This is a genomic window from Thermodesulfobacteriota bacterium (assembly GCA_040756475.1).
Classification (GTDB): domain Bacteria; phylum Desulfobacterota; class Deferrisomatia; order Deferrisomatales; family JACRMM01; genus JBFLZB01.
On sequence record JBFLZB010000019.1, the window covers coordinates 8,054 to 29,980 of the forward strand.

Consider the following 21,927-nt stretch of genomic DNA (forward strand, 5'->3'; position numbering starts at 1 on the left):
GGGCGCGCCGCAGGAAGAGGGGGCCCAGGGCCACCCCCGCCGCCATGGTGAGGAACGCGGCGCCCCAGGAGGCGCTGGTGGTCCCTCCCCCGGTGGCGTCCAGCACCACGCCCACCGCGAGCGGGCCGAGGGAGGCCGTGCCGAAGCCCGCCAGGGATTGGAGGGCCATGGTGGTGCCCCGGCGCTCGGGTGCCGCGCTGGCTACCGTTCCCATGTGCAGCGCCGAGGAGTCGGCCTGGACCAGGAGGTTGTAGGCCACCAGGAGCACCGCCACGGCCGGGTAGGGGAGGCCGGCGGCGAAGCCGATCCCCGCGCCCAGGGCCGCCGAGCCCCACATCAGGGCCGTGAGCACCCGGCGGTTGCCCAGGCGGATCGCGAGCTCTCCGCCCGCCACGTTGGCCCCCGTGGCCGCCACCCCCGCCACCGCGGCCACGGCGGTGGGGGACCAGGCCGTCTCTCCCGCCCACAGCGCCGCGCTGTAGGTGAGGAAGGCCACCGCCCAGGAGCGCAGGGCGAAGAGCTCCCAGGTGTGGCTCGCGTAGGCGAGCACGTACGCCATGGCCTCCCGGTTCCGGAGCACCGGCCCGAAGTCCAGCAGGCGCAGGCGCGGGCCCGGCGCGGGTGCCCGGGGTCGAAGGACGGCCCCTGCGAGGACGAGGGCCGCGAGAGCCCCGCCGGCTGCGGCGGCGAAGGCCCACGGCCATCCCCAGAGCCGGCCCATCTCCCCCGCCGCGTAGAAGGAGAGCCCCGTCCCGAGCCCGAAGGCGGCGGTGTAGAGGGCCACGGCCCGGGGCTGGAACCGGGGTGCGACCCGGTCCACCAGGGCCTTGAGCCCGGGGATGAAGGTTCCCGCCAGGCCCAGCCCCGCCAGGGCGCGCAGGAAGAGCGCGGTCCAGAATCCCTGGGCCGCCAGGGCGAACCCCGCGCTCGCCAGCCCCCCCACCACGGCCCCCGCCAGGTACACCCGCCGTGCGTCCACCCGGTCCGTCAGGCTCGCCAGCACCGGCACCGCCGCGGTGTAGCCCCCGAAGTAGGCCCCGCTGATCCATCCGGCCTGGGTGTTCGTGAGCTGCCACTCGGCCACGAACGTGGGCAGGAGCGCGGGGAACGCGAAGATGCCCACCATGCTCAGGAGCTGGGCGAGACACAGGAGGGCGATCAGGCGGGCGGCGTCGCGGGGGGACTCGGGCACGCGTGGGCCTCCGGGCTGCGTTGACAAGGGCGATACCGGCGTCATACTCACCGACTCCCGAACCCGGCTCCCGCGTCGGCGGGGCTCCGGGCTCGGAGGACCGAAAAGGCCTCGGCGTGCGAGGCCGTGCCGCTCATGAACCTACAGAGGAGCAGCCCATGAAAGCCGTCGAGATCGCCAAGGACATCCACTGGGTGGGAGCCATCGACTGGGCCGTGCGCGACTTCCACGGGTACGTCACCCCCCGGGGCACCACCTACAACAACTACCTGCTCCTGGACGACGAGGTCACCCTGGTGGACACGGTCAAGTACGACTTCTCGGAGACGACCGTGAAGAACATCCGGGGGCTGGTCGATCCGGCGAAAATCCGCCACGTGGTGGTCAACCACATCGAGAACGACCACGTCACGAGCCTCGACCGGATCCTCGAGCTCGCGCCGGACGCCACCGTGTACCTCACCCAGAAGGGCAAGCGCGGGCTGGACCGCTTCTACGACACCTCCCGGTGGAAGATGAAGCTGGTGAAGACGGGCGACACCCTCCAGACCGGGCGCTTCACCCTCACGTTCCTCGAAACCCCCATGCTCCACTGGCCCGACTCCATGATGACCTACGTGCCCGAGGCCCGGCTGCTGTTCAGCCAGGACGCCTTCGGCCAGCACCTGGCCTCGGCGGGCCGGTTCGACGACGAGTTCGCGAAGAGCGACTCCTGGGCGGAGCTCGACGACGCCGTGGTCGAGTACTACGCCAACATCCTCATGCCCTTCGGAGCCCTCATCGAGAAGAAGCTCGAGGAGGTCGGCGCCCTAGGCCTCGACATCGGGATGATCGCCCCGGACCACGGGGTCATCTGGCGGGCCGAGCCGTCCCGCGTGCTCCGGAGTTATCGGCACATGGCGGGGGGCGGGGCCGACTGCAGCGTGGCGGTCATCTACGACACCATGTGGCAGAGCACCGAGCAGATGACCGTGCCCATCGCCTCCGGCATCCGGGACGAGGGGCTCGACGTCAAGGTGATGAAGCTGCGCTCCACCCCCATGAGCGTCGCCATCAAGGAGTTCTGGAAGTCCCGGGGCGCGCTCGTGGGCTCCCCGACCCTCAACAACATCCTCTTCCCCACCGTGGCCGAGCTCCTCACCCACCTGCGGGGCCTGCGCCCCAAAGCCCGCATCGCGGGGGCCTTCGGGAGCTACGGCTGGTCGGGCGGCGCGGTGCGCGAAGCCACGGAGGAGTTTCGGCGCATGGGCCTCGAGGTCTACGAGCCGGGACTCCAGCTCCTCTACAAGCCGTCCCTCGAGGACGAGGAAGCCTGCTACCAGTACGGGCGCGCGTTCGCCCGCCGCGTGCGGGAGTACCACCAGCAGTTCGCCGGGTAGGCCCCGGGACGGTCACAGGCACTCCACGGCCTCGATCACCACGGGGGTCTTGGGCACGTCGTCGTAGCCCCCCGCGGACCCCGTGGGGACCGCGGCGATGCGGTCCACCACGTCGAGCCCCTCGGTCACCCACCCGAACACGGCGTACCCGAACTCCTCCGGGGTCCGGCGCTTGTGGTCCAGGAAGGGGTTTGCCACCGTGTTGATGAAGAACTGGGCGGTGGCGCTGTCCACCTGGCCGGTGCGGGCCATGGCCACCGCCCCCCGCAGGTTGCGCAGGCCGTTGGTCGCCTCGTTCTTGATGGGGGGCCGGGTCGGCTTCTCCACGAGGTCCGGCAGGAGGCCCCCGCCCTGGATCATGAAGCCGGGGATCACCCGGTGGAAGATCGTCCCGTCGTAGAAGCCCTCCAGCGCGTACTGGAGAAAGTTGTCCACCGTCACCGGGGCGTTCTTCTCGTCGAGCTCCAGGGTGATGTCTCCCAGGGACGTCTTGAGGCATACGAGGGGATTGGGCATGGGGCGGGCTCCTTGGCGCGGGGAAAGGGCCATGACGGTGCGACGTGACGAAACCTTGTAGCATGGGGGGCTCGGGGAGAAAAGATTCTGTCCTGGCCAGCGCCGAAGGCCGCCGGCTCCTCCTCGCGCCCGCGAACGAAATCTACGTGAGCGCCGCTTCGGCGGGGTGAAGAGCCCGATCCTCCATTGGTCTGCCGAGTGCCGACAGGACAGGCCATCTCTCGCTCATGGCCGCCCGCCTCCCATCGCCATCTCGATGCACGAAAAGTCCCTGTCCGTCGGCATCGCGAAGAGTCCCGCCCCACCGCTGCGGCCCGCCCACACCGCCCCAATGGCCCGCTTCTCCTCCGAGTCCACCGTGTCGAACCGGTCCTTGCCCTTGTACTCCACCACCAGGACACGGCCGTCGGCGAGCTGGCACACGAAGTCCGGGTAGAACCAGTCCGTCGAGGTCTGCAAGCGAAACGAGGTGGCCTTCCGGGCCAGGTTGCGTACCCAGAACCGCACGGCGGGAAGCGCGTCCAGGTACTGGGCGCACTCGAACTCCTCCGCCACCTGCCCGTCCTGCCGCCGTTCGCGGAGCTCTCCGGGTTTCGGCCCGAAGTAGTGCTTCTGGAAACGGAAACCCCCTTCGTACAGCCAGCTCGGCTCGTAGCTCATGGTCTTGAAGTTGATCGCCTTGTCGCTGCTGACTGCCAAGGCGGAGTCGGGCAGGAGGTACAGCTGAAAAGCGGCCTTCCGCTCCGACTCCCGGTGCTGCTGGATGCGGCCCTCGATCTCGGTTCGCAGCCGGAAACGATCCAGCGCCAGTACGTTCACGTCCGCTATCCCGTACTTGGCCATGAGACCTCGGAGCACCTTGCGCAAGAACTCGGCCGATTCGCCCACCGGGATGTCCCGATGGTCGATCTTGCGGTCCAGCCAGGCCACCAGACCCTCCAGGGTCCAGTCGCTCCCGGCGATGCCCAGGCTCAGCACCTGCTGGTGCAGGGTGGCCACGAAGTCGCCCGCCTCGGGCTCGTGCACCTCCTCGGTCTTCACCTCGCCCTTGGTCCCGACGTCGAGGTACCCGGACTTCCCCGCCGGGCGGCGGCTCGGGTCGTACCCGGCGCCCAGCGTCGCGTCCTTGGTGCTCAGCTTCCAGGGGTGCTCGATGAGAAACGTGCTCTCGAACTCGAAGAGCTTCCCGCTCTCGCGCACGCACAGTCTGGGCACGCGAAAGTCGAGGCCGAGCTCGTAGGGCGACGGAACCCGGGTGTCGCCGGTGCCGCCGAAGGCCCGTTCCGCGGCGATGACCCCCGCGACCGCCTCGCGCACCTTGGCCCTGGCCTCGGGGGTGGTCACCACACTGGCCAGACGCTCGGTCTCGTCCTCGTCGAGGGGGACGACCACCGTGATCTCGCCCCGGTCCACATCGACGCGGACCTTCCCGCCCATCCGCGCCGCCTCCGCCCGGGCCTTGGCCCCGTCCAGTTCCCCGGCCGCCAAGCGGACGGTCTTTGGCTGAACGCCCAGGGGGAGCACCCCCTGCTGCACGGGGATGATGATCCGCTCGGCCTCCGCAGCGGTGAAGCCGTTGCTCTCCAGCGCATCTCGCAGCTCCGCCAGCACCGCCGGCAGGGAATCCGAAGGCGAGAATGCGTAGGAGCAGTTCAGGTCCGGATGCCGCTTCGCCCGGGCCTTGGGCAGCCGCAGGATGCGTCCCACGATCTGCTCGATGGCGGTAGCGGAGCGGGTCTCCTTCAGGCTGCACAGCACGTACGCGAAGGGGCAGTCCCACCCTTCCCGCAGTTTCTCCACGGTGAGGATGACCCGCACCGGGCAGCCAGGCGCCTCGATGTCTTCGATCTTCTTGAGCTCGTCGAGCCTGCCCGTGGAGATCTTGACCTGGTCCTTGGGCACCCCGAACTCGCCGGCCAGCCGCTCGCGCAGGGGTTCGCACGCATCCACCCGTTCGGCCTGGATCAGCAGGAGCGGCCGCAGGTACTCGCCGGTCTGCTGCGCCTCGGCCGCGGCAAGCCGCTCCAGGTCGTTGCGCAGGGCGATCGCCTCGGCCAGCAACTGGTCCTTCTGGCTCGGGTGGCGGGTGACCACGCGCAAGGGCAGCTTGACCATGTCCGCTGCCTTCAGTTCGGCGGCCGAGACGTGGTGGAGTACGTTGGACGGATGCTTCGCCCTGGCGGGCGTGGCCGTAAACTCGACGATGCACGAGGGCATCACGTTGCCCAGGGTCGCAAACGACAGGTCCGTGCGGGCGTTGTGGGCCTCGTCCACGATCACGATGGGCCGCCGCAGCCGCAGCATGTTCACCAGGGACGGCTTCGGTTCGCCGTTGGCCCCCGGCAGCATGTCCGCCACCCGATCGGGCGGGAGATGCAGCAGATGGTCCGAGAACGCCCCGTTCTGGTCGTACACCTTGCGACCCGTGGTGTCCTCCACCCGGAAGGCCTGGATCGTGGACACGATCACCACCGTCTGCCCCTCGACGGCCCCCCGCGACAGCCGCAGCGCTTCCTCGATCGTCACCACCTCCACCGCGCCGCAGGATAGCTCCAGGGCCCGGCGATACGGGTGGCGCGGGTCGCGCAGGGCATCGGCGGTCTGGTCGAGGATGGTGTTGCTGGGCACGAGCCACAGCACCACCGCACGCTCTCCCCGCAGCAGCTCTTCCATCGCGAGCCCCGCGGCGTAGCAGGCGAGGAGCGTCTTGCCGCCGCCGGTGGGCACGCGCAGGCACACATAGGGCATCTCCGACGCCAGGCCCTCGGCGACCACCGGAACATAGGGCATCGGCCCCCGGCCGTTGGCGAGTTGGACCGCCTGGAACGCCCCCTCGGGCCGGCCGTCCCGGGAGCACTGGCGAAAGAATGCCCGTAACGAGTCAAGGACGCGGTGCTGGTAGTCCTTCAGCGTGATCATGGGTTCGGCTTCCCCTTCTTCGACTCCAGGCGCTTGACCTCTTCCACGACCCGATCGAAGTCGCTCGAGGGCTCGGTGGCCTCGACGAGGCGGCGTTTCTCCTCGTACCGTGCGAACTCGGCCTCGGCGCGCTCGTGGGCGAGCTTCTGGGAGATGCGCCCCGCGTCGGCCAGCACCTTTCGGTCGCTCAGATCGAGGAAGTCGTCGAGCTTCCGGCGCCAGTCGGCCATGGTCATGGGGTTGCGGCTGCGCGCCTGGAACTCGGCGAACTCCAGGTAGCCGCTGACGAGCAGGTTGAGGCTCGAAAGCTCCTCCTCGCCCAGGTAGTTCTTGGCCACGGTCACGTCGGCCTTGCGGATGCGGCCCGCCGGGGCGTTTTTCCAGGTCGTCAGCCCCATGTGAGGCTTGTCGGCGTCGGCCCGCGCGTGGATCAGCTCCGGCGCGGTGTGGCCGTGGATGGCCCAGTGCATCTTGTTCTGGACTGTCGCGAAGAACTCCTGGGTCAGGGGGTGGTTCGCGTCGTAGTCGATGCTGGTAGCGTAGATGTCGGTGATCTTCTGGTAGAACCGCCGCTCCGAGGCCCGGATGGCCCGGATTCGCTCCAGAAGCTCATCGAAGTAGTCCTCACCGAGGTTGCGGCCTTGCTTCAGGCGCTCGTCGTCGAGCGCGAAGCCCTTGACCACATACTCGCGCAGGAGCCGGGTGGCCCACTGGCGGAACTGGGTGCCCCGGTGGGAACGGACCCTATAGCCCACAGCAAGGATCACGTCGAGGTTGTAGTGTTCCACGAGCCGTTCCACGTCCCGAGCGCCTTCGCGCTGAACGATTCGGAATTTCCGAATGGTTGCCGCCGGGTCGAGCTCCCGCTCCTCGTAGATGCCGGCGATGTGCTCGTTGATGGTCGGCACGGACTTCTGGTACAGCTCCGCCAAGAGCCGCTGAGACATCCAGACCGTCTCGTCGACGAGGCGAACCTGCACCCGAGTCTCACCGTCCTCGGCCTGGTAGAAGAGGAACTCCGAGCCGGAGGCCGGCGGCGGCGCCTCGCCTTTCTTCCGCCTCACGACACCTTCACCTCGTACGGCGTCTGCCGCACCGTGATCCCCTCGGCCTGCAGCCGGTCGCGACCCAGCAGGCACCCGGCGCAGTAGATGACCTTGGACCCGTCGAAAGGCGGCAGGCTCGCCAGCACCGACCGGGTCAGCACGTTGCCGCCGTCGTCGGACCGGTCGCCCAGGATGCCGTTGTAGAGGAGGTAGATGCCGACGCCCCGGCACGCGCCGAGAAAAGGCGAGTTGGCCACAAGAGAACACAAAGGGCTCAAAGAAGAGCCAGGTTCTCCTTTGTGTTCTCTGCGTTCCTTCGTGGCCATCGCAGGCAGGGGTTCTCCGGTCTCGGTGAAGTACACGTGCCGAGCCAGGTCGGCGAAGCTCACCGTCTCGCGAATCTTCCCCGCCTCGTCGAAGAGCGGCTCTCCGAGCTCGCAGTAGCGAAAGCCACCGCCGAGTCCCGGGACGGCCTCCCCCTTGGCGTTCGTGTATCCCTGGGCCACGCGGCGGATGCGCTCGGCGGAGATGTCGCGTGCTATTTGGCGCTTCATCTCAACCAATATGAAGCGGCGTTTCTGTCCGTCGCTACGATTCAGCTTGAGGGCGGCGTGACCAGTTGTTCCAGACCCTGCGAAGGAGTCCAAGACCAAGTCATCGCCAGACGTAGTGAAACTAAGTATTTCCTCGATCAAGGAAGTGGGTTTTGGGAAATCAAACGGCCGCTTTTCCCCTGGAAAGACGTCCTTTATCTCATATGTGCCAATCCTCCCATCCAATTCAAACAAGCTAGACAACTTAGCCCTATAGTCTCGAACATAGACCTTCAATTCGACTATCTTGCCTTCGTCGCCACCAAACAGAATACGCTCCTCTGACAAGAGGCGTTCCATGGTCTCCGGCGGAAATCGATACCCCATTAGAGGCTGTGTGCATGGTTTTCGCGTCACCGGATGGATAACGTCGTATCTGTAGCCCTCTTTTCCAGGGTTATGGACGCTCTGACTGCCTGTGTAGATGCCACCATCATCTATATACTTATATCTGTCGAACGGCCACATATAGGCCTTGTTCTCTCTGAACCATTTTGTGTACTCGCGCTGCCTTATCGTTTGGTCTTGGTAGCGCATGACAAATTCATCGCCAACCCTGAGCAGCTTGTCCTTGGCAGCCAAGTCCTGCGACTTCCACTCAGAGGCAAGTTTGCGCTTGTCTCTGGCATAGGCCAGAATATATTCGTGCTCCAGCGCGATGTTAGTCGGATTGTTATCCGTCGCGTTATGCCAAATGATCGTGCCAACGCGGTTCTGAATCCCAAATATTTCGTCCAGGAGATGCCGAAGGTTTGCGTACTCGACTTCATCGATGCTAGCAAAGAGAACCCCGTCGTCACGAAGAAATCGACGGAGCAATGCAAGTCGCGGATACATCATGCAGAGCCATTTCTCATGACGCGATAAGTCTTCCGCTTCGGTTCCCACGACGCGGTCCAGCCACTCACTAATTTCCGGACTGCTTACGTTGTCGCTGTAGATCCAGCCCGACCGCTTCCCTTCTTCGTTCCTTTCGTCGACGCCGGTGTTGTACGGCGGGTCAATGTAGATGCACTTCACCTGGCCGGCGTAGTAGGGCAGCAGCGCCTTGAGCGCAACCAGGTTGTCGCCCTGGACGATCAGGTTGCCGCTTCCCGGCTCGCCGCAGGCAAGCTCGGGCACGTCCTTGAGCAGGTGGAAGGGGACCTCCAGGTGGTGGTTGACCACCGCTTCCTTGCCGATCCAGTTCAACGTGGGCATCGGGGGGGTGTTTCTCCTTCGTCGTTCGTATGTCGGTGATCAGCTGAAGGCCGCTTCGACTCCAAGCAGGGTTCGAACGATCTCCTTGCAACGACGCGTTTACAGGTTGGCGGAAGGCCGCCAGCGCTGGAGCCAATCCGCCGTGCAGCGCATTGTTACCCGCCGCTCTTCCTCCCCACGTGGGCAGAAAGGATTTCCTTGACCGTCCAGGTCGCGTAGGCAAAACAACCATAGGCCACAAGCGCGACCGCGATAGCCGTTACGAAAGCGAAGGCATTAAGTGCTTGAGACAAGGGGAGACTGAGTGCCCAGATTGATATAACAACCAGCGTGCATGCCCCAGTAATAACAAGTGATATCAAATACCTGTCCTTGACCATGTGGTAATCCGGCCATTTCTGCAAGATCGTGAAGTCAACACTCGAAGGGAAAAGAAGATCGCCCGCCGACCTCACCATTACGACCAAGAGGGCTACAGGGACTAGGGCCAGGTACTTTATTGGCTCATTTTGGGTCAATCGAGCCCCAAGCCAAACAAAACAAGATGGCGCTAGAATGTAGACACCGACCGAGCCAACGAGGACGAGGGCCTCAAGGGAGACGAGCGTGGCAACCAGGATGTCTTTGAGCCTGTTCATTCGTGCGACATCTTGCGCTCGACAGAGACTGCAGTGAAGTTCTTGCGTGCCTCCTGGTACAAGCCCTCCGGGTCCGGAACCTTATGGTAAATGAAACCCCTTTCGGTGTCAGACGTCCGGACGACGACTCTCGTCTCTCCTTCGGTTCCCACTATCTTCCCCTTGCCGTAGCCATCAGCTGCCATCAAGAGCGCTGCGTCAGTGATGTCGATGGGTGCTACCGGCTCATACGGGTGCTGTGCCGTTGCTGCCAGGATGCCCTGGACGTGTTCCAGCACGTCCGTCCTCAGATGGGAACCCTCCTCCGATTTTTCCTTTATGTCTAGCTCCCCAGCGTTTCGTTTTTGTATATACTCATTGAGGCGCCGCCACGCGCGACCGAATAATGGATTAGGTGGGTGGACCTTCGCAGAAATTTCCAGAAATACATCGATGGCCTTTAGGCGTGCCACAAACGTCCTGAGGTCTGAAATGGGCTCAATATCGCATCCAACGAAGAAGCGGTCATGCGTGGAGCAAATTATATGGCAAAACCTCTTAATGAATGCCTTTGTTTCAATTTGATTCCACACGTGCAAGAAAGCTATGCCTGAGAACTCAGGTATGTAGACGAACGGGCTTGTTGCGACCAAGAGATTAGGCTCCGGTCGTTGATCCTGAGCTCTGTGAGGCTCGTCAACTACTGTTACTGTGCCCTCCGGCAAGAACTTGCTCAAATGTGCATAGGCATACCGGGTCGCGTTGCCCTCGCGCTCGACGACGGCGTCGGTGAAGGTCCAGGCGTATCGGGCGCCCTGGATCGTGGCAGGATGCTCGATTGCAGCAACGATAAGTTCGTCGTTCAGCCGCCCGATCTTGTGTACTCTGCCGAGATGGTATCTTCCCTTTCCCTCTCGCATTCATGCCTCGTCGTGCTCTTGGATCCTACTCGGGTAACGCCGCCCGGTTGAGACGGCAAAGGGAGACGGCAAAGGGGACGTAAGTGCAACTGTGCATTGCCCGCGTGGCCGCCGCTTGTCCGCGAACGGGCTCGGCCAACCGCCAAGTGCCAGGTGGGCTCGTAGGTCTGCGAGGTTGGTGCGATGCGCAGGAAGGGGCCGAAAATTTGAAGGGTTCCAGCGGTACGGCTGCCCGTCGAGCCGCGGAGGCGGTAGGTCGCGGAACCGCCGAGCTTCGGGCTGAGCACTGCCGCTCGGCGGGGGCCGCGGGCCCGGGCTTCGGTGCCGGGGAGGGTCGGGGCGCCGTGTGGTGGCCTTCGCTGCCGTGACGGGCACCAGAGACAATAAAGGCCGCCTCACCGGTTCGGTGACGGCGGCCTCAAGCCCGCTTCGCCTTTTCTGCCTTCCGCGCCCTGCTACCGCCCGTGCTTCCATTCTCGCCCCCGCGGTCGTGGAGCCGCAGCCGAAGCCTTCTTACACTCCCAAACCCGCGCGGGTCAAGCGCGGCAATCGCGGCAATGACGGGATGAGGGGGAGAAGGGCGGGACAGACCGGGACGCTGGTGCTGGGCGGGGACCCCTCCAGGACCGTCCGACCCACAATTGCGGTACTTCAGTTACCCCTCTAGGTCCGCCGAAGCACCCCACCGACATTGGTTTCAAGGCCTGCTGGGCTGATCGACTAGGAACGGGTTCGCCTTCTTGCCGTCCCGGTGCCCGCCTCCCGGCCCCCCAACACGACCAGGTACTCGGACAGGATCACCTTCACCCCGTGCTTGGCGAAGGCTACGATCCACTTGTCGCCGTCCACCCGCTGCACGACGCCGTTCCCGAAGGCGGAGTGGAAGACCCGGGTGTTCCTTCTTGCCCGGGCGGACGGTTCCGGGGGCACCGGGTGTCTCGGCCCGGCCTCCGGCACGGGTCCCGCCGGCTTTCGGCCCTTCGCGCCTGCCTTCCTGCGCGCCGGCTTGGGGTAGACGAAGGCCGGCGGCACCTTCTCGGCGGCCGGCTTTGGTGGGGTGCTCTGCCTCGGCGGGGGCCCCAACCAGGAGCCGGTCTCGCCGGTCGCGGGGGCCCGGCGCCAGGAGAGGCTGTCGGCCGGCGCACCCCGGGTCATCTCGGCGAGAAAGGGCGAGGGCTCGGCCGGGCGCCCGCTGCGGCTCCGGCAGCAGGAGAGGGTGAGGAAGCGCTTCGCCCGGGTGGCGGCGACGAAGGCGAGGCGCCGCTCCTCCTCCCCCTCCTCGGCCTTCTCGTGGGGCAGGAGCCCCGCCTCGCAAGCGCACACGAACACCGCGTCCCACTCCAGCCCCTTGGCCTGGTGGATGGTGGACAGGACCACGGCGTCCGCGTCCTCGTCGGCAGGGGGTACGGTGGCGGCCGTCGCGGCGTGGGCCAGGAGGGCGTCCGCATCCTGGAACTCCCGGGCCTCGGCGGCCACCTGCCGGGCCGCGCCGGCCCAGCGCACCTTCGTCTCGTCCGAGGCCGAAAGGGGCGGTTGGGCGGCGACCGCCTCCGCCAGGGCCTCCACCAGCTTGGGGAACGGCCCGGCGCGGTCTCGCTGGGCGATCTCGGCCAGCCGGTCGTGCAGGTACGGCAGCCCCGCCCAGGGGCAGGGAGAGGTCGCCGCGGCCTGCCCCAGGGGCCAGAGGGCCTCCAGCACGGTCTGGACCTCCTTGAGCTCCCAGAACCCCGGCCCGCCCCGGATGACGAAGGGAATGCCGGCGCGGCGCAGTTCGGTCTCGAAGGGCAGCGTGAGGTAGTTGGTGCGCAGGAGTACCGCGACCTCGCGGGGGCTCGTGCCGGCGTCCAGGAGCTTTCGCACCGCGTGCGCCACCCACTGCGCCTCCCGGTGCTCGTCCTCGGCCCGGCACAGCACCACCGGCGCCTTCGTCGCCTTCGTGGCCTCCAGGGTCTTGGGGAGACGCCGGCGGTTGTGCCGGATGAGCCGGTCCGCGACGTCGAGGATGGCCCGGGGGGAGCGGTAGTTGGTCTGCAGCCGCAGCACGCGGGCGCCGGGATGGGCCTGCTCGAAGCCGGTGATGTAGCGCACGTCGCTGCCCCGCCACCCGTAGATCGCCTGGTCGTCGTCCCCCACCGCCCAGAGGTTCCGGTGCCGCGCGAGGAGCGCCTGGAGCAGGGCGTCCTGGGCGGCGTTGATGTCCTGGAACTCGTCGACCATCAGGTAGCGGTAGCGCTCGGAGTAGCGCTCCCGCAGGTCGGCGTGCTCCCGCAGCGCCTCTACCGCCAGGGCGATCTGGTCCCCGAAGTCGAAGAGCCCGCGCCTTCGCAGCGCCTCCTGATACCGGGTGTAGGCGCGGGCAAGCAGGAGGCGATCCTCCGCGTCCCCGCCCCGGCAGGCCGACGCTTCCCTCCGGGCCTGCTCGGGGCCGACCAGGCGATCCTTGAGTCGGGCGATGGCGTCCTTCAGCTCCTCGAGCTCGCCCGGCCAGTCGAGCTTGAGCTCCCGGAGCACCCGGAACTGCTGCCCGTCGCCGATGGTGCGGAAGTCGCGCGGCACGCCGACCCGCTCGCCCACCTCCCGGAGGATCCCGAGGCACAGGGAGTGGAACGTCCCAACGGGGAGCCGCGCGGTCGCGATGCCGGCCCGCGCGGCGATGCGCTCCTTGAGCTGGAGGGCCGCCTTTCGGGTGAAGGTGGCAACGAAGATGCTGGCGGGGTCCACCCCCTGGTCGAGGAGGAAGCAGTACCTCCCGACCAGGGTGGTGGTCTTTCCGGTCCCCGGCCCGGCCAGGACGAGTGCCGGGCCTTCCCGGTGACGCGCCGCTTCGGACTGGTCGGGATTCATCGATGTCCCGCCCTGCCGGTCGGCCACGCGCCGCTCCACGAGGGATTCGACTCCTTCGATCGGCACGCGGTCACCTGGTTTCGGCCGGGGCGGCAATCGTCTTTCAGGAAGAGCCAGAAAGTCCTCCAAAGCCCCGCGGGCTCACCATCCGTTGGGCATTTCGTGAAGCACTGCGTGTCCTTGGCGACGAGCAGCCGACTCAGACGGCCGACGAAGGCCTCGCGGTCCTCATCGTCGAGGAAGATCCTCCGGCGCTCGATGCCCCGCGCGATCACGTGCTGGAGCAGGCCGGGCAAGTCGAGTCGGGCTTGTCCGGGCATGGGTCGGCCGCTATCAGGAGCTAAACCTTTTTGCCAGAGCGGCCGAAAGGGATTTCCTGCCACCTGACACCGCCACCTTAAGAAGAAAGGAGATAAAATGGTTATTACAGAAGCGGTATTTTTCTCCAGAAAGATGTTCGCATGTCTGCTGATTGCACTCTTTCTGTTTGGTTGTGGTGGAGGGGGAGGTGGAACTAGTTCGACGACTCGCACCACGACACTTGAGTCGACGAGCCAGATCATCACGGCAGCACAGGGGGGCACGATAGCCCTTCCCGGCGGCAGCAGCGTCACGATTCCAGCGGGGGCCTTGGCCTCCGACCAAACGGTTCGCCTATCACTGGTATCTTCGTTTCCAAAAGAGCCACCAAGCGGGTCACTCACAAGTGTGGGCCATGCGCTGGTTCTGGATTTCGACTCGAAGCAGACCGCCTTTCCTCAGGCAGGAGATTTAACCTTCGTTATTAGATACGGTGCGACCCTCCCTGAAAGGTTCACGGGATCAGCCCCATTAGTGAATGTCGTGGCATCCGACAATTTTTTCGGTGGAGTCCCGATCTCGTGCGAATCGAGTAGTGCGTGCTTCGTCATACCGCTATCCACGATACAAAATGCGCAAAGCATTTCGGCGGCATCGGTCAATCTGAGTACCGAAATCACCTTTGCACCGCCCCCGCGCTTCGGTCCCAGAATTTGGAATGGCTCGGTATGGCTCGATTATCCGCAGGGTTTCGATCCCAACAAGAAGACGCTCGTGCTCACGCACGGGATCCTGAGTACCGTGGAAGACTCTTTTGGGGGTTCCGTCAGTGAGCTCATGAGCCAGGGCGGTTACACACAGGTCATCGGGTTCAACTACGACTATGCGAGAAACAACATGGTCGAGGCGGGGCAAAAATTTGCCGATTTTCTGAACTCGTTGCAGACCGAGGGCGGTCTCACCCAGATTGATCTGCAGGCCCATAGCTTTGGGACACTGGTTGCACTGTATGCGGCATCACAGACAGATTTGGCCATCAACAATATGATCCTCTTGGGTGGTCCGCTTGATGGGACACCCGCAGCGGATCTTGCCGGTCCAGGACTTCTGACACTACTTGCAAACTATGCGCCCGATAATCCGTACGCTACGACCACCACGTTTAAAGATGTGCTGGAGAGCGGCATGTTTCTAGATGCACAGACAGGAAACCCGCTTCTCAAAACCATCAGAACCAATGCCATCAACAGGCACCCGAACACAAACTACATAAAGATCTTCGGCAGCAAGAGTATGTGGGGTTCTATTGTTACGGAGTTTCTGTTCGACACGGCTCCCAACGACGGAATGGTTCCGGCGAGCGAATCCGTTGGCGACGATCTCCCGGGCCCCACCTACATCGTCTCGGAAGAGCACGATAAGCTCCAGTCCAATTCGGATGTGCAACAGTTCGTTGGGGCGAATCTCATCAGCGCCTTGCCCCCTATCACCGGTGATGTGACCGGATATTGGACCGGCACCATTAACAACCCGAATCTCGGCATTTACGGGTGCAACGGCGGTCTGTCATATTTTTCGATTTCTTTGTCCGAAGATGCCGGCAGCATTTCCGGATCTTACGGCTCCGTGTCGGTGTCCGGCAACCGCAGCGAGTATGCGCTGTCGATCAATGCCGACACGAGTTTCGGAAATCGATCCTATTCCTGGACATGGGACGGTGGTGACACGCTCACCGGGTCTGTAGCCTACTATTGCTGGAGCGATGATACCGGCGCCCTGTTGAAAGAGGGAAGTGGAACGTTCACCGTCACCCGCTAACCGAGGCTCCGCGGCAGTTGGGGGGCGGCAAGGGGGACGTAAGGGCAAGGGGGACGTAAGCGAGTAAGCAGGGGGGACGCGGGCATTGCCCGCGTGGCCCCCGCGTTTCCGCGCACGGGCTGGGCCAACCGCCAAGTGCCAGGCGGGCTCGCAGGTCTGCGAGGTTGGTGCGATGCGCGCCAGCGCGCCGGCCAGGGAGGGTTCGCCCCAGTGCGCCGAGGCATGGCCTCGGATGCCAGCGGTCAGCCGTAGGGGCGACGCATGCGTCGCCCCTACAACTTTCTCCCAGATCTCAGGTCCCCAGAGATTTCCACGCCGGCTTGCCGTGCCGGTCCTGGCCCAGCCCGCGGGGCGGGCCTCACTCCTCGTAGTGGATGGCCTCCACGGGGCACGCCTCGGCCGCTTCGACGATCTTGTCGTCGAGGGAGAGGTCGGCCCCCTCCACGAGCGTCGCGATGTCTCCCTCCAGCTCGAAGACCTCCGGGCACAGGTCCACGCAGGTTCCGCAGGCGATGCATTCGTCGTCCACCCAGACCTTCTTCATGGCGCTTCCTCCTGTACGTGGTGAAGCCGTAGAGGCGACGCATGGTTCGCCCCTACGGCCGGGCCGTCAGAATGCCCCCGCGTGCTCCAGGAACGGTGCCCGCCCCGACACCCCGCAGCCCAGAGCCATCTCCCGCTCCAGAAGCTCTCGAAACCGCTCCAACTCGGCCCGCCGGGTCCCCTCGTCCCATCCCAGTTCCTCGGCCATGATCCGGGCCGCTTCGGGGGCGGCGGAAAGCCCCAGGTCCAGGCTCACGCCGGTGCGCAGCCGGCGCAGGAGGACGTCGTCGAGGTGGTGGGCGTCTTCCCGGCGCACCGCGTAGGCCACCTGGGCCCGGTAGTCGCGATATCCCGGCGCGAGAACCTCGCGCCACTCGGGGCGCTCGAGCCCCACGTCGATCACGTCGCAGCAGCGCCGGCCATAGAGGGAGACCAGGTGGTCCACCACCTCCCGCGGCAGGTTGGGGATCTTCTGGGTGCACTCGCACACGTTCTCCCGAAAGATGACGGCGTCGGTGAGGCCGCCGCCGAAGAGGGGCACGTGCTCGGTGGAACCCGGCACGGGGAAGGCCAGGGCCCGGCACGCGGCATCCACGGCTTCCTCCGCCATCTTCCGGAAGGTGGTGTACTTTCCGCCGACGATGGTGAGGAAGCGGCCCTTGGGGCCCTCCCGGTGGAGCACGTGGCGCCGGCTCAGCGACGAGGGGCTGCCCTTCTTGCCGGTGAGGGCCAGGGGCCGCAGCCCTGCGTAGCCCCACAGCACGTCCGAGGCCTCGATGCGCCGCCCGGGAAGGAGCTTGTGGAGTCCGTCCAGGAGGTAGTCCACGTCCTGCGCGTCGGGGGCCACGCCGTCCGGCGACCCTTCCCAGAACGTGTCGGTGGTGCCCACCAGGGTCAGGCCCTCGAGGGGCAGCGAGAAGAAGAGGCGCTCGTCGCGCGGAGATGCCGTGAAGACCGCGTGATCCAGATCGGCGTCCACCACCACGTGGGCCCCCTTGGTGGCCCGGACCTTGGGCGCAAGGTCGCTGCGGTAGCGGGCCCCCACCTGGTCGGCCCAGGGACCCGCCGCGTTGACGACCACCCGGGCGGTGAACCGCTGCTCCGACCCGGTCAGCCGGTCCCGGACCCGAAGCCCGAAGCTGTCGTCCTCCTCGGAGATGGCCTCGACTTCGTGGTAGTTGAGGCAGTAGGCGCCGTGCTCTCGCGCGGAGAAGATGTTCTCGAGGACCAGGCGCTCGGGCAGGAGGATCTGGTAGTCGTAGAAGAGGCCGGCCCCCAGGAGCTTCTCGGCGCTCAGGCCCGGGCTCCTGCGCAGGGCCTCCCGGCGACCGAGCACGCCGTAGTGGGGTGTTCCCTTGCCCAGGCTCAAGAGGTCGTAGAGGGTGAGCCCCGCCCGGATCTTCCACAGGGGCCGGCGGTCCCCTGCGTAGACGGGCAGGAGGATCGGGATCGGCCGGATGAGGTGGGGCGCCATGCGCAGCAGGGTTTCGCGCTCTCGCAGCGACTCGGCCACGAGCTGGAGGTCGCCCCTCTCCAGGTAGCGCAGTCCCCCGTGGATCAGGCGGGTGGTCTTGGCGGAGGTGCCTGCGCTGAAGTCGTCCTTCTCCAGGAGCAGGCACGACAGGCCGCGCAGTGCGGCGTCCCGGGCCACTCCCGCCCCGGTGATGCCTCCGCCGATGACGGCCAGGTCGAAAGCGGTTCGGCTGGGTTCAAGGGACAAGGCGACCTCGGGGGGAGGCGAGTGGCCCCAGGGCGTTGCGGATGCGGCCGGGGCAGTCAGTGAAGACCCCGTCCACCCCGGAGCGGGCCAAGTCTAGCACCCCCTCGGGCGCGTTGACCACCCAGAGCAGGAGCTCGGCGCCGTGGCTTCGGCACGACGCGAGAGCCCCTTCGGAGAACGCCTCGGCGGCCAGGCTCACGGCCGCGAAGCCGCTCCGGCTGAGGCTCCGTCGCTGGCGCTCCCCCAGGCGGCTCCACACGGGGCCTGCCGGCACCCCGGGGCACTGTGCCCGGACGGCTGCCAGCTCGGCGCTGCGGGACGAGGTGACGAGCACCTGTGCCGGATCCCACGCCCGCGCCGCCAGGAACCGGGCGAGCGCTTGACCCGTTCCCCGGCCCTTGAGCTCCAGGTTGAGGCGCACCCGTTTCGCTGCCAGGTCCCACAGGTCGGCAAGCAAGGGGACCCTTCCTCCCCCCGACAGGCGCACCCGAGCGAGCTCGAGAGCCGTCAGGCCCGTGACTCGCCGTGGGTCATCCCCCGTCCTGCGAAGGTCCGGGTCGTGGACGAGGACGAGGACCCCGTCCCGGGTCAGCCGCAGATCGGTCTCGATGCCGGTTGCCCCCTCGGCCAGGGCGGCCTCGAAGGCTTCCAGGGTGTTCTCCGGGTGATCCAGGGATGAGCCGCGGTGGGCGAAGACCTGCACGCAGGCTAGCCTTCCTCGCCCAGGACGAGCCGGAGCGCCAGATTGGCCTGGGAGTGGGCGGCCACCCCCACCCGGGGGGCCATGAGGCCCGTGCCCGGCCGGGCCTCGGACTCCAGGTCTCCCACCACGAAGAGCCGCGGCCCCATCCGGTGGGTGCGGATCTCGTCGGCGGGCCCGTACCCGGCCAGGCCGGAGGCCGCCACCACCCAGGTCTGGGGGAGTTTCGCCAGGGCGGTCTCCACCAGCATGGCCTTTTGGTCGGCCCGGTCGAAGGCCTCCACGAGCACCCGGCACCCACTGAAGACCCGGGGGACGTTCTCGGGGGTGAGGCGCAGGGTGTGGGCCTCTGCCCGCACGTAGGGGTTGATGCGGCGCAGGGTGTCCGCCAGGGCCCGGGTCTTGGGCTGGCCGAGCTGCTCCACGAAGTACTGCTGGCGGTTGAGGTTGCTGGGCTCCACCACGTCGAAGTCGGCGAGCACCAGGGTGCCGCAGCCGGTGCGGGCGAGCGCGATGGCGACCTGGCTGCCCAAGCCCCCCAGCCCGGCGATTCCGACCCGGGCGGCCTTGACCCGGCGGTGCACCCCGGGCGTGTGGCGCGCGGCGAGCAGCCCCTCGAGCTCCTCGGGCCCCGGAAGCTCTCCCCTCCGGATGAGGACCACCTCGTCGCCGGGGCACAGCCGGGTCTCCCGGGTTGCCGGAAACCCGTTGCAGATCCAGACGTCGGCATCCGGTTTCGCGGCCCGGAGGGCGTCGCCCAGGGTGGCCCCCTCGGGGAGGTCCAGGTCCTGCTCGTTTACCCGCACGCGCATCGGCACCTCGGCGGCAGGGAGCCGAGAAGGGGGCTGGGGGCCCCTCGGCCGGGGCCCGGTTGCCAAAGCCGCCCGAGCTTCGGGGCGCGGCGGCAGTCTGTCACGGGCTCCGGCGGGGTGCAAGGCCGACCCGGAGGGAGCCCGCTTGACAGGCCTTGGGGGCGTCCTAGTCTTGGCCCTACGGACCCGGCCTTTCTGACCCTACGAGGAGGATGCGATGGTTCTGCACGAGGAGCTTCGCCACCTGGCCCGACTTCCCCGCACCGGCGCCCCCTTCCTCACCCTCTACCTCAACACGCGTTGGGACAGCGAGAAGCAGAGGGAGCGCGTGCGCATCTTCGTGAAGACGAAGCTCAAGGAGTGCCTGGCCGCAGCAGGCGATCTGGGGGGGGATGCGCGGCGAAGCCTCGAGGAAGACGCGGAAAAGGTGGAGCACTACGTGCGGGGTCTCGTAAACCGCGCGTGGGACGAGGCCTTCGACGGGGTCGCCGTCTTCGCGTGCTCGGGACTCGGGGAGTACCGGGTGGTGCGAAGCCATCTCCCCTTTCCGGAGTCCTTCACCTGCTCGGACCGCCCCGTGCTGCGGCCCGTGGCCCAGTCGGTGCGGGAGGGGGAGCCCGCCCTCCTGGCCATGGTCAACGGCGATGCCGGACGCCTCCTGGCGTTCGAGATGGGGTCCGTGACCCGGGAGTTCGCGTTCGCCGACGAGGAGTTTCCGGGCCGCCACGAGCAGGGCGGGTGGAGCCAGGCCCGCTACCAGCGGCACGTGGACGAGCACCTCAACCGAAACCTCCGGCGCCTGTCGGATCAGTTGGTGCGCTGGGCCGGCGAGCGGCAAGGCGCCCGTATCGTGCTCTCGGGGCCCGATCCCCTCCTTGCGGCCTTCGAGCCTCTCTTGCCCAAGCGCCTGGAAGGGGCGGTGTGCGCACGGCTGCGCCTGGATCCGAACTCCGCGCCCGACGTCATTTGCGACGAGGTCCGGGCGGCCCTGCGGGCGGGGCGGGATCGAGAGGATGCCGAGGCGGTCGACAACCTGCTCAACAAGGTCCGGGGCGCAGGCCGGGGCGCGGTGGGGCCGGAAGCGGTGGCCGAGGCCGTGGCGGCGGGCCGGGTGCACGTGCTCTACCTGGCCCAGTCCTTCCGGGAAGCGGGATGGAAGTGCTTTGGCTGCGGCGCCCTGGGCGTCAAGGCCCCCCCGGAGTGCCCCCAGTGCGGGAAGCCCGTGGAAGGCGCGGAGTTGGGGGAGGAGTTGGTGCGGGGGACGCTGGCCGCGGACGGGAGGGTCGTGGCGGTGAATGGCCACGGGGGGCTCCAGAGCGAAGGGGGCGTCGGAGCGGCGCTCCGGTATGCGTGAGAGCGGCCTTCCTCTTCACCGGGCGGCCAGCCGCTGCGCCAGGGCGCGGTAGCACTCGTCGGGCACGCGCAGGCTCCCGTAGCCGGTGCCCATCTCCGGCCCCCCTTCCCCGGGCCGATGGAAGTCGCTTCCTCCGGTGACGAGCAGGCCGTGGCGGCGGGCCAGGGCGGTGTAGCGGGAGACCTGATCCGGGGTATGGCGGCTGTAGTAGGCCTCGATGCCGGCCAGACCCAGGCCGAGCAGGTGGGCCAACACGTCGGAGAGCGCGTTGGGGCGCTCCTCCTCCAGGATGCCCGGATGGGCGAGCACCATTACCCCGCCCGCTTCCCGGATGAGCTCCGCCGACTGGGCCGGGGTCAGGCGCTCCTTGTGGACGTAGGCGGCCGCCCCCCGGCCCAGATACCGGTCGAAGGCCTGCTGGGTGGTGCTCACGGCGCCCTTGCGCAGGAGCACCCGGGCGAAGTGGGGTCGACCCACCAGAGAGCCCCCGGCCTGGGCGAGCACCTCCTCCAGGGTGATGTCCACGCCCAGGGCTCGAAGTTTCTCGATCATGCGGGGATTTCGCCGCCGCCGGCTCTCCACGAGGAACGTGAAGGTAGCGCGCACGCGCTCGGTGAGGCGGCTCAGCCCGTAGCCCAGGAGGTGGAAGGTCACGCCTTCCCACTGGCTGGAGATCTCGACTCCCGGCACGACCGGGAGCCCGAGCTCCCGCCCGGCCCGCATGGCCTCGTCGTTTCCATCCACGCTGTCGTGATCCGTGATGGCCAGGGCGCCCAGCCCCCGGGCGTGGGCGTAGGCCACCGCCTCGGCCGGTGCGAGCCCCCCGTCGGAGCAGGTGGTGTGGACGTGGAGATCGACCATGGGGCCTCCCGAGGGCAGGGCGGGAAAGGGGGGGGAGGGGGTTTCTATACGGCGGCGGTGGGGGGTGCGTCAAGGGGGTGCCGCGCAAAAACCCCAAACAAAACTTGACTTTGGCGCGCCTGGCATCTAGCATCCCCCCGTCCGAGTGCGGGCGCCCCCGTAGCTCAGGTGGATAGAGCACAGGATTCCTAATCCTGGTGCCGCAGGTTCGAGTCCTGCCGGGGGCACCACTGCTTGTCCCCGGCGATGCGGGTTGGGAGTCGCGGATGAACAAGTCGGAACTCGTCAAGGCGCTGGCCGAGGCGGGCGGGCTCTCCGTGAAGGCCGCCAAGGAAGCCGTCAGTACCGTGTTCGACACGCTCACCGAGGCCATTCTGGCCGACGAGCGCGTCGAGATCCGCGGCTTCGGAAGCTTCGTCAACAAACACTACGACGCCTACGTGGGCCGCAACCCCAAGACCGGGGAGAAGATCCACGTCCCCGAGAAGAAGCTCCCCTTCTTCAAGGTGGGCAAGGAGCTCAGGAACCGGGTGGATTCCTGAAAGGGCCGCGTGCGGCCGCCCGAAACCTGTCGTCGTGGCCGCGTCCTTCCA

At 66.9% G+C, this 21,927-nt stretch carries 17 protein-coding genes and 1 tRNA gene; 5 read left to right on the forward strand and 13 right to left on the reverse strand.

Annotated features, from left to right (window positions below):
• Positions 1-1,192, reverse strand: a 1,192-nt coding sequence (locus AB1578_04505; GenBank protein MEW6487162.1) for an MFS transporter, incomplete at its 3' end; no start/stop codon positions are given.
• Between the two features lie 158 nt (positions 1,193-1,350).
• Here AB1578_04505 and AB1578_04510 point away from each other — a divergent pair.
• Positions 1,351-2,571, forward strand: coding sequence for an FprA family A-type flavoprotein (locus AB1578_04510; GenBank protein ID MEW6487163.1), 1,221 nt, complete (start codon positions 1,351-1,353; stop codon positions 2,569-2,571).
• 12 nt (positions 2,572-2,583) lie between these two features.
• Here AB1578_04510 and AB1578_04515 read toward each other — a convergent pair whose 3' ends face one another.
• From AB1578_04515 to AB1578_04545, 7 genes are all read right to left on the reverse strand, one after another.
• Entirely contained in the window at positions 2,584-3,087 is a 504-nt protein-coding gene (locus AB1578_04515) for a peptidylprolyl isomerase (GenBank protein MEW6487164.1), read from the reverse strand.
• Between the two features lie 225 nt (positions 3,088-3,312).
• Complete coding sequence (locus tag AB1578_04520) at positions 3,313-6,006, reverse strand: DEAD/DEAH box helicase family protein (GenBank protein MEW6487165.1); 2,694 nt, start codon at positions 6,004-6,006, stop codon at positions 3,313-3,315.
• A complete protein-coding gene (locus AB1578_04525) occupies positions 6,003-7,070 on the reverse strand; it encodes a virulence RhuM family protein (GenBank protein ID MEW6487166.1) in 1,068 nt (355 codons plus the stop codon). The genes AB1578_04520 and AB1578_04525 overlap by 4 nt, the downstream gene beginning before the upstream one ends.
• Positions 7,067-8,845: a site-specific DNA-methyltransferase gene (locus AB1578_04530; protein MEW6487167.1), complete on the reverse strand. Its 1,779-nt coding sequence runs from the start codon at positions 8,843-8,845 to the stop codon at positions 7,067-7,069. Before AB1578_04530 ends, AB1578_04525 begins: the two co-directional genes overlap by 4 nt.
• A 155-nt stretch (positions 8,846-9,000) precedes the next feature.
• A complete protein-coding gene (locus tag AB1578_04535) occupies positions 9,001-9,483 on the reverse strand; it encodes a hypothetical protein (protein ID MEW6487168.1) in 483 nt (160 codons plus the stop codon).
• On the reverse strand, positions 9,480-10,382 hold the full coding sequence (locus AB1578_04540; GenBank protein ID MEW6487169.1) for a hypothetical protein: 903 nt from the start codon (positions 10,380-10,382) through the stop codon (positions 9,480-9,482). The genes AB1578_04535 and AB1578_04540 overlap by 4 nt, the downstream gene beginning before the upstream one ends.
• 720 nt (positions 10,383-11,102) lie before the next feature.
• Complete coding sequence (locus AB1578_04545; protein MEW6487170.1) at positions 11,103-13,292, reverse strand: UvrD-helicase domain-containing protein; 2,190 nt, start codon at positions 13,290-13,292, stop codon at positions 11,103-11,105.
• A gap of 351 nt (positions 13,293-13,643) precedes the next feature.
• On the opposite strand from AB1578_04545, the gene AB1578_04550 reads away from it, so the two are divergent.
• Positions 13,644-15,344, forward strand: coding sequence for an alpha/beta fold hydrolase (locus AB1578_04550; GenBank protein ID MEW6487171.1), 1,701 nt, complete (start codon positions 13,644-13,646; stop codon positions 15,342-15,344).
• Positions 15,345-15,702: 358 nt separating this feature from the next.
• On the opposite strand, the gene AB1578_04555 is transcribed toward AB1578_04550, so the two are convergent.
• The 4 genes from AB1578_04555 to thiF all read right to left on the reverse strand — a co-directional run bounded on the left by AB1578_04555 (position 15,703) and on the right by thiF (position 19,119).
• Entirely contained in the window at positions 15,703-15,888 is a 186-nt protein-coding gene (locus AB1578_04555) for a ferredoxin (protein MEW6487172.1), read from the reverse strand.
• A gap of 66 nt (positions 15,889-15,954) precedes the next feature.
• Entirely contained in the window at positions 15,955-17,607 is a 1,653-nt protein-coding gene (locus AB1578_04560; GenBank protein ID MEW6487173.1) for a glycerol-3-phosphate dehydrogenase/oxidase, read from the reverse strand.
• On the reverse strand, positions 17,597-18,310 hold the full coding sequence (locus tag AB1578_04565) for a glycerophosphodiester phosphodiesterase (GenBank protein MEW6487174.1): 714 nt from the start codon (positions 18,308-18,310) through the stop codon (positions 17,597-17,599). Before AB1578_04565 ends, AB1578_04560 begins: the two co-directional genes overlap by 11 nt.
• A 5-nt stretch (positions 18,311-18,315) precedes the next feature.
• Complete coding sequence (gene thiF, locus AB1578_04570) at positions 18,316-19,119, reverse strand: sulfur carrier protein ThiS adenylyltransferase ThiF (protein ID MEW6487175.1); 804 nt, start codon at positions 19,117-19,119, stop codon at positions 18,316-18,318.
• A gap of 217 nt (positions 19,120-19,336) precedes the next feature.
• On the opposite strand from thiF, the gene AB1578_04575 reads away from it, so the two are divergent.
• Complete coding sequence (locus AB1578_04575) at positions 19,337-20,473, forward strand: Vms1/Ankzf1 family peptidyl-tRNA hydrolase (protein MEW6487176.1); 1,137 nt, start codon at positions 19,337-19,339, stop codon at positions 20,471-20,473.
• A 15-nt stretch (positions 20,474-20,488) separates the two neighbouring features.
• Here AB1578_04575 and AB1578_04580 read toward each other — a convergent pair whose 3' ends face one another.
• Positions 20,489-21,334, reverse strand: coding sequence for a PHP domain-containing protein (locus AB1578_04580; GenBank protein ID MEW6487177.1), 846 nt, complete (start codon positions 21,332-21,334; stop codon positions 20,489-20,491).
• 153 nt (positions 21,335-21,487) lie between these two features.
• On the opposite strand from AB1578_04580, the gene AB1578_04585 reads away from it, so the two are divergent.
• Positions 21,488-21,564 (forward strand) — tRNA-Arg (locus AB1578_04585).
• Positions 21,565-21,600: 36 nt separating this feature from the next.
• Positions 21,601-21,876, forward strand: a complete 276-nt coding sequence (locus AB1578_04590; protein ID MEW6487178.1) for an HU family DNA-binding protein — start codon at positions 21,601-21,603, stop codon at positions 21,874-21,876.
• Positions 21,877-21,927: the final 51 nt, after the last annotated feature.

Excerpts from the sequence above, each read along its gene's own strand:
- AB1578_04510 (MEW6487163.1), top strand. The coding sequence starts at position 1,351 with ATGAAAGCCGTCGAGATCGCCAAGGACATCCACTGGGTGGGAGCCATC.
- AB1578_04515 (MEW6487164.1), bottom strand. The coding sequence starts at position 3,087 with ATGCCCAATCCCCTCGTATGCCTCAAGACGTCCCTGGGAGACATCACC.
- AB1578_04520 (MEW6487165.1), bottom strand. The coding sequence starts at position 6,006 with ATGATCACGCTGAAGGACTACCAGCACCGCGTCCTTGACTCGTTACGG.
- AB1578_04530 (MEW6487167.1), bottom strand. The coding sequence starts at position 8,845 with ATGCCCACGTTGAACTGGATCGGCAAGGAAGCGGTGGTCAACCACCAC.
- AB1578_04535 (MEW6487168.1), bottom strand. The coding sequence starts at position 9,483 with ATGAACAGGCTCAAAGACATCCTGGTTGCCACGCTCGTCTCCCTTGAG.
- AB1578_04540 (MEW6487169.1), bottom strand. The coding sequence starts at position 10,382 with ATGCGAGAGGGAAAGGGAAGATACCATCTCGGCAGAGTACACAAGATC.
- AB1578_04550 (MEW6487171.1), top strand. The coding sequence starts at position 13,644 with ATGGTTATTACAGAAGCGGTATTTTTCTCCAGAAAGATGTTCGCATGT.
- AB1578_04555 (MEW6487172.1), bottom strand. The coding sequence starts at position 15,888 with ATGAAGAAGGTCTGGGTGGACGACGAATGCATCGCCTGCGGAACCTGC.
- thiF (MEW6487175.1), bottom strand. The coding sequence starts at position 19,119 with ATGCGCGTGCGGGTAAACGAGCAGGACCTGGACCTCCCCGAGGGGGCC.
- AB1578_04575 (MEW6487176.1), top strand. The coding sequence starts at position 19,337 with ATGGTTCTGCACGAGGAGCTTCGCCACCTGGCCCGACTTCCCCGCACC.
- AB1578_04580 (MEW6487177.1), bottom strand. The coding sequence starts at position 21,334 with ATGGTCGATCTCCACGTCCACACCACCTGCTCCGACGGGGGGCTCGCA.
- AB1578_04590 (MEW6487178.1), top strand. The coding sequence starts at position 21,601 with ATGAACAAGTCGGAACTCGTCAAGGCGCTGGCCGAGGCGGGCGGGCTC.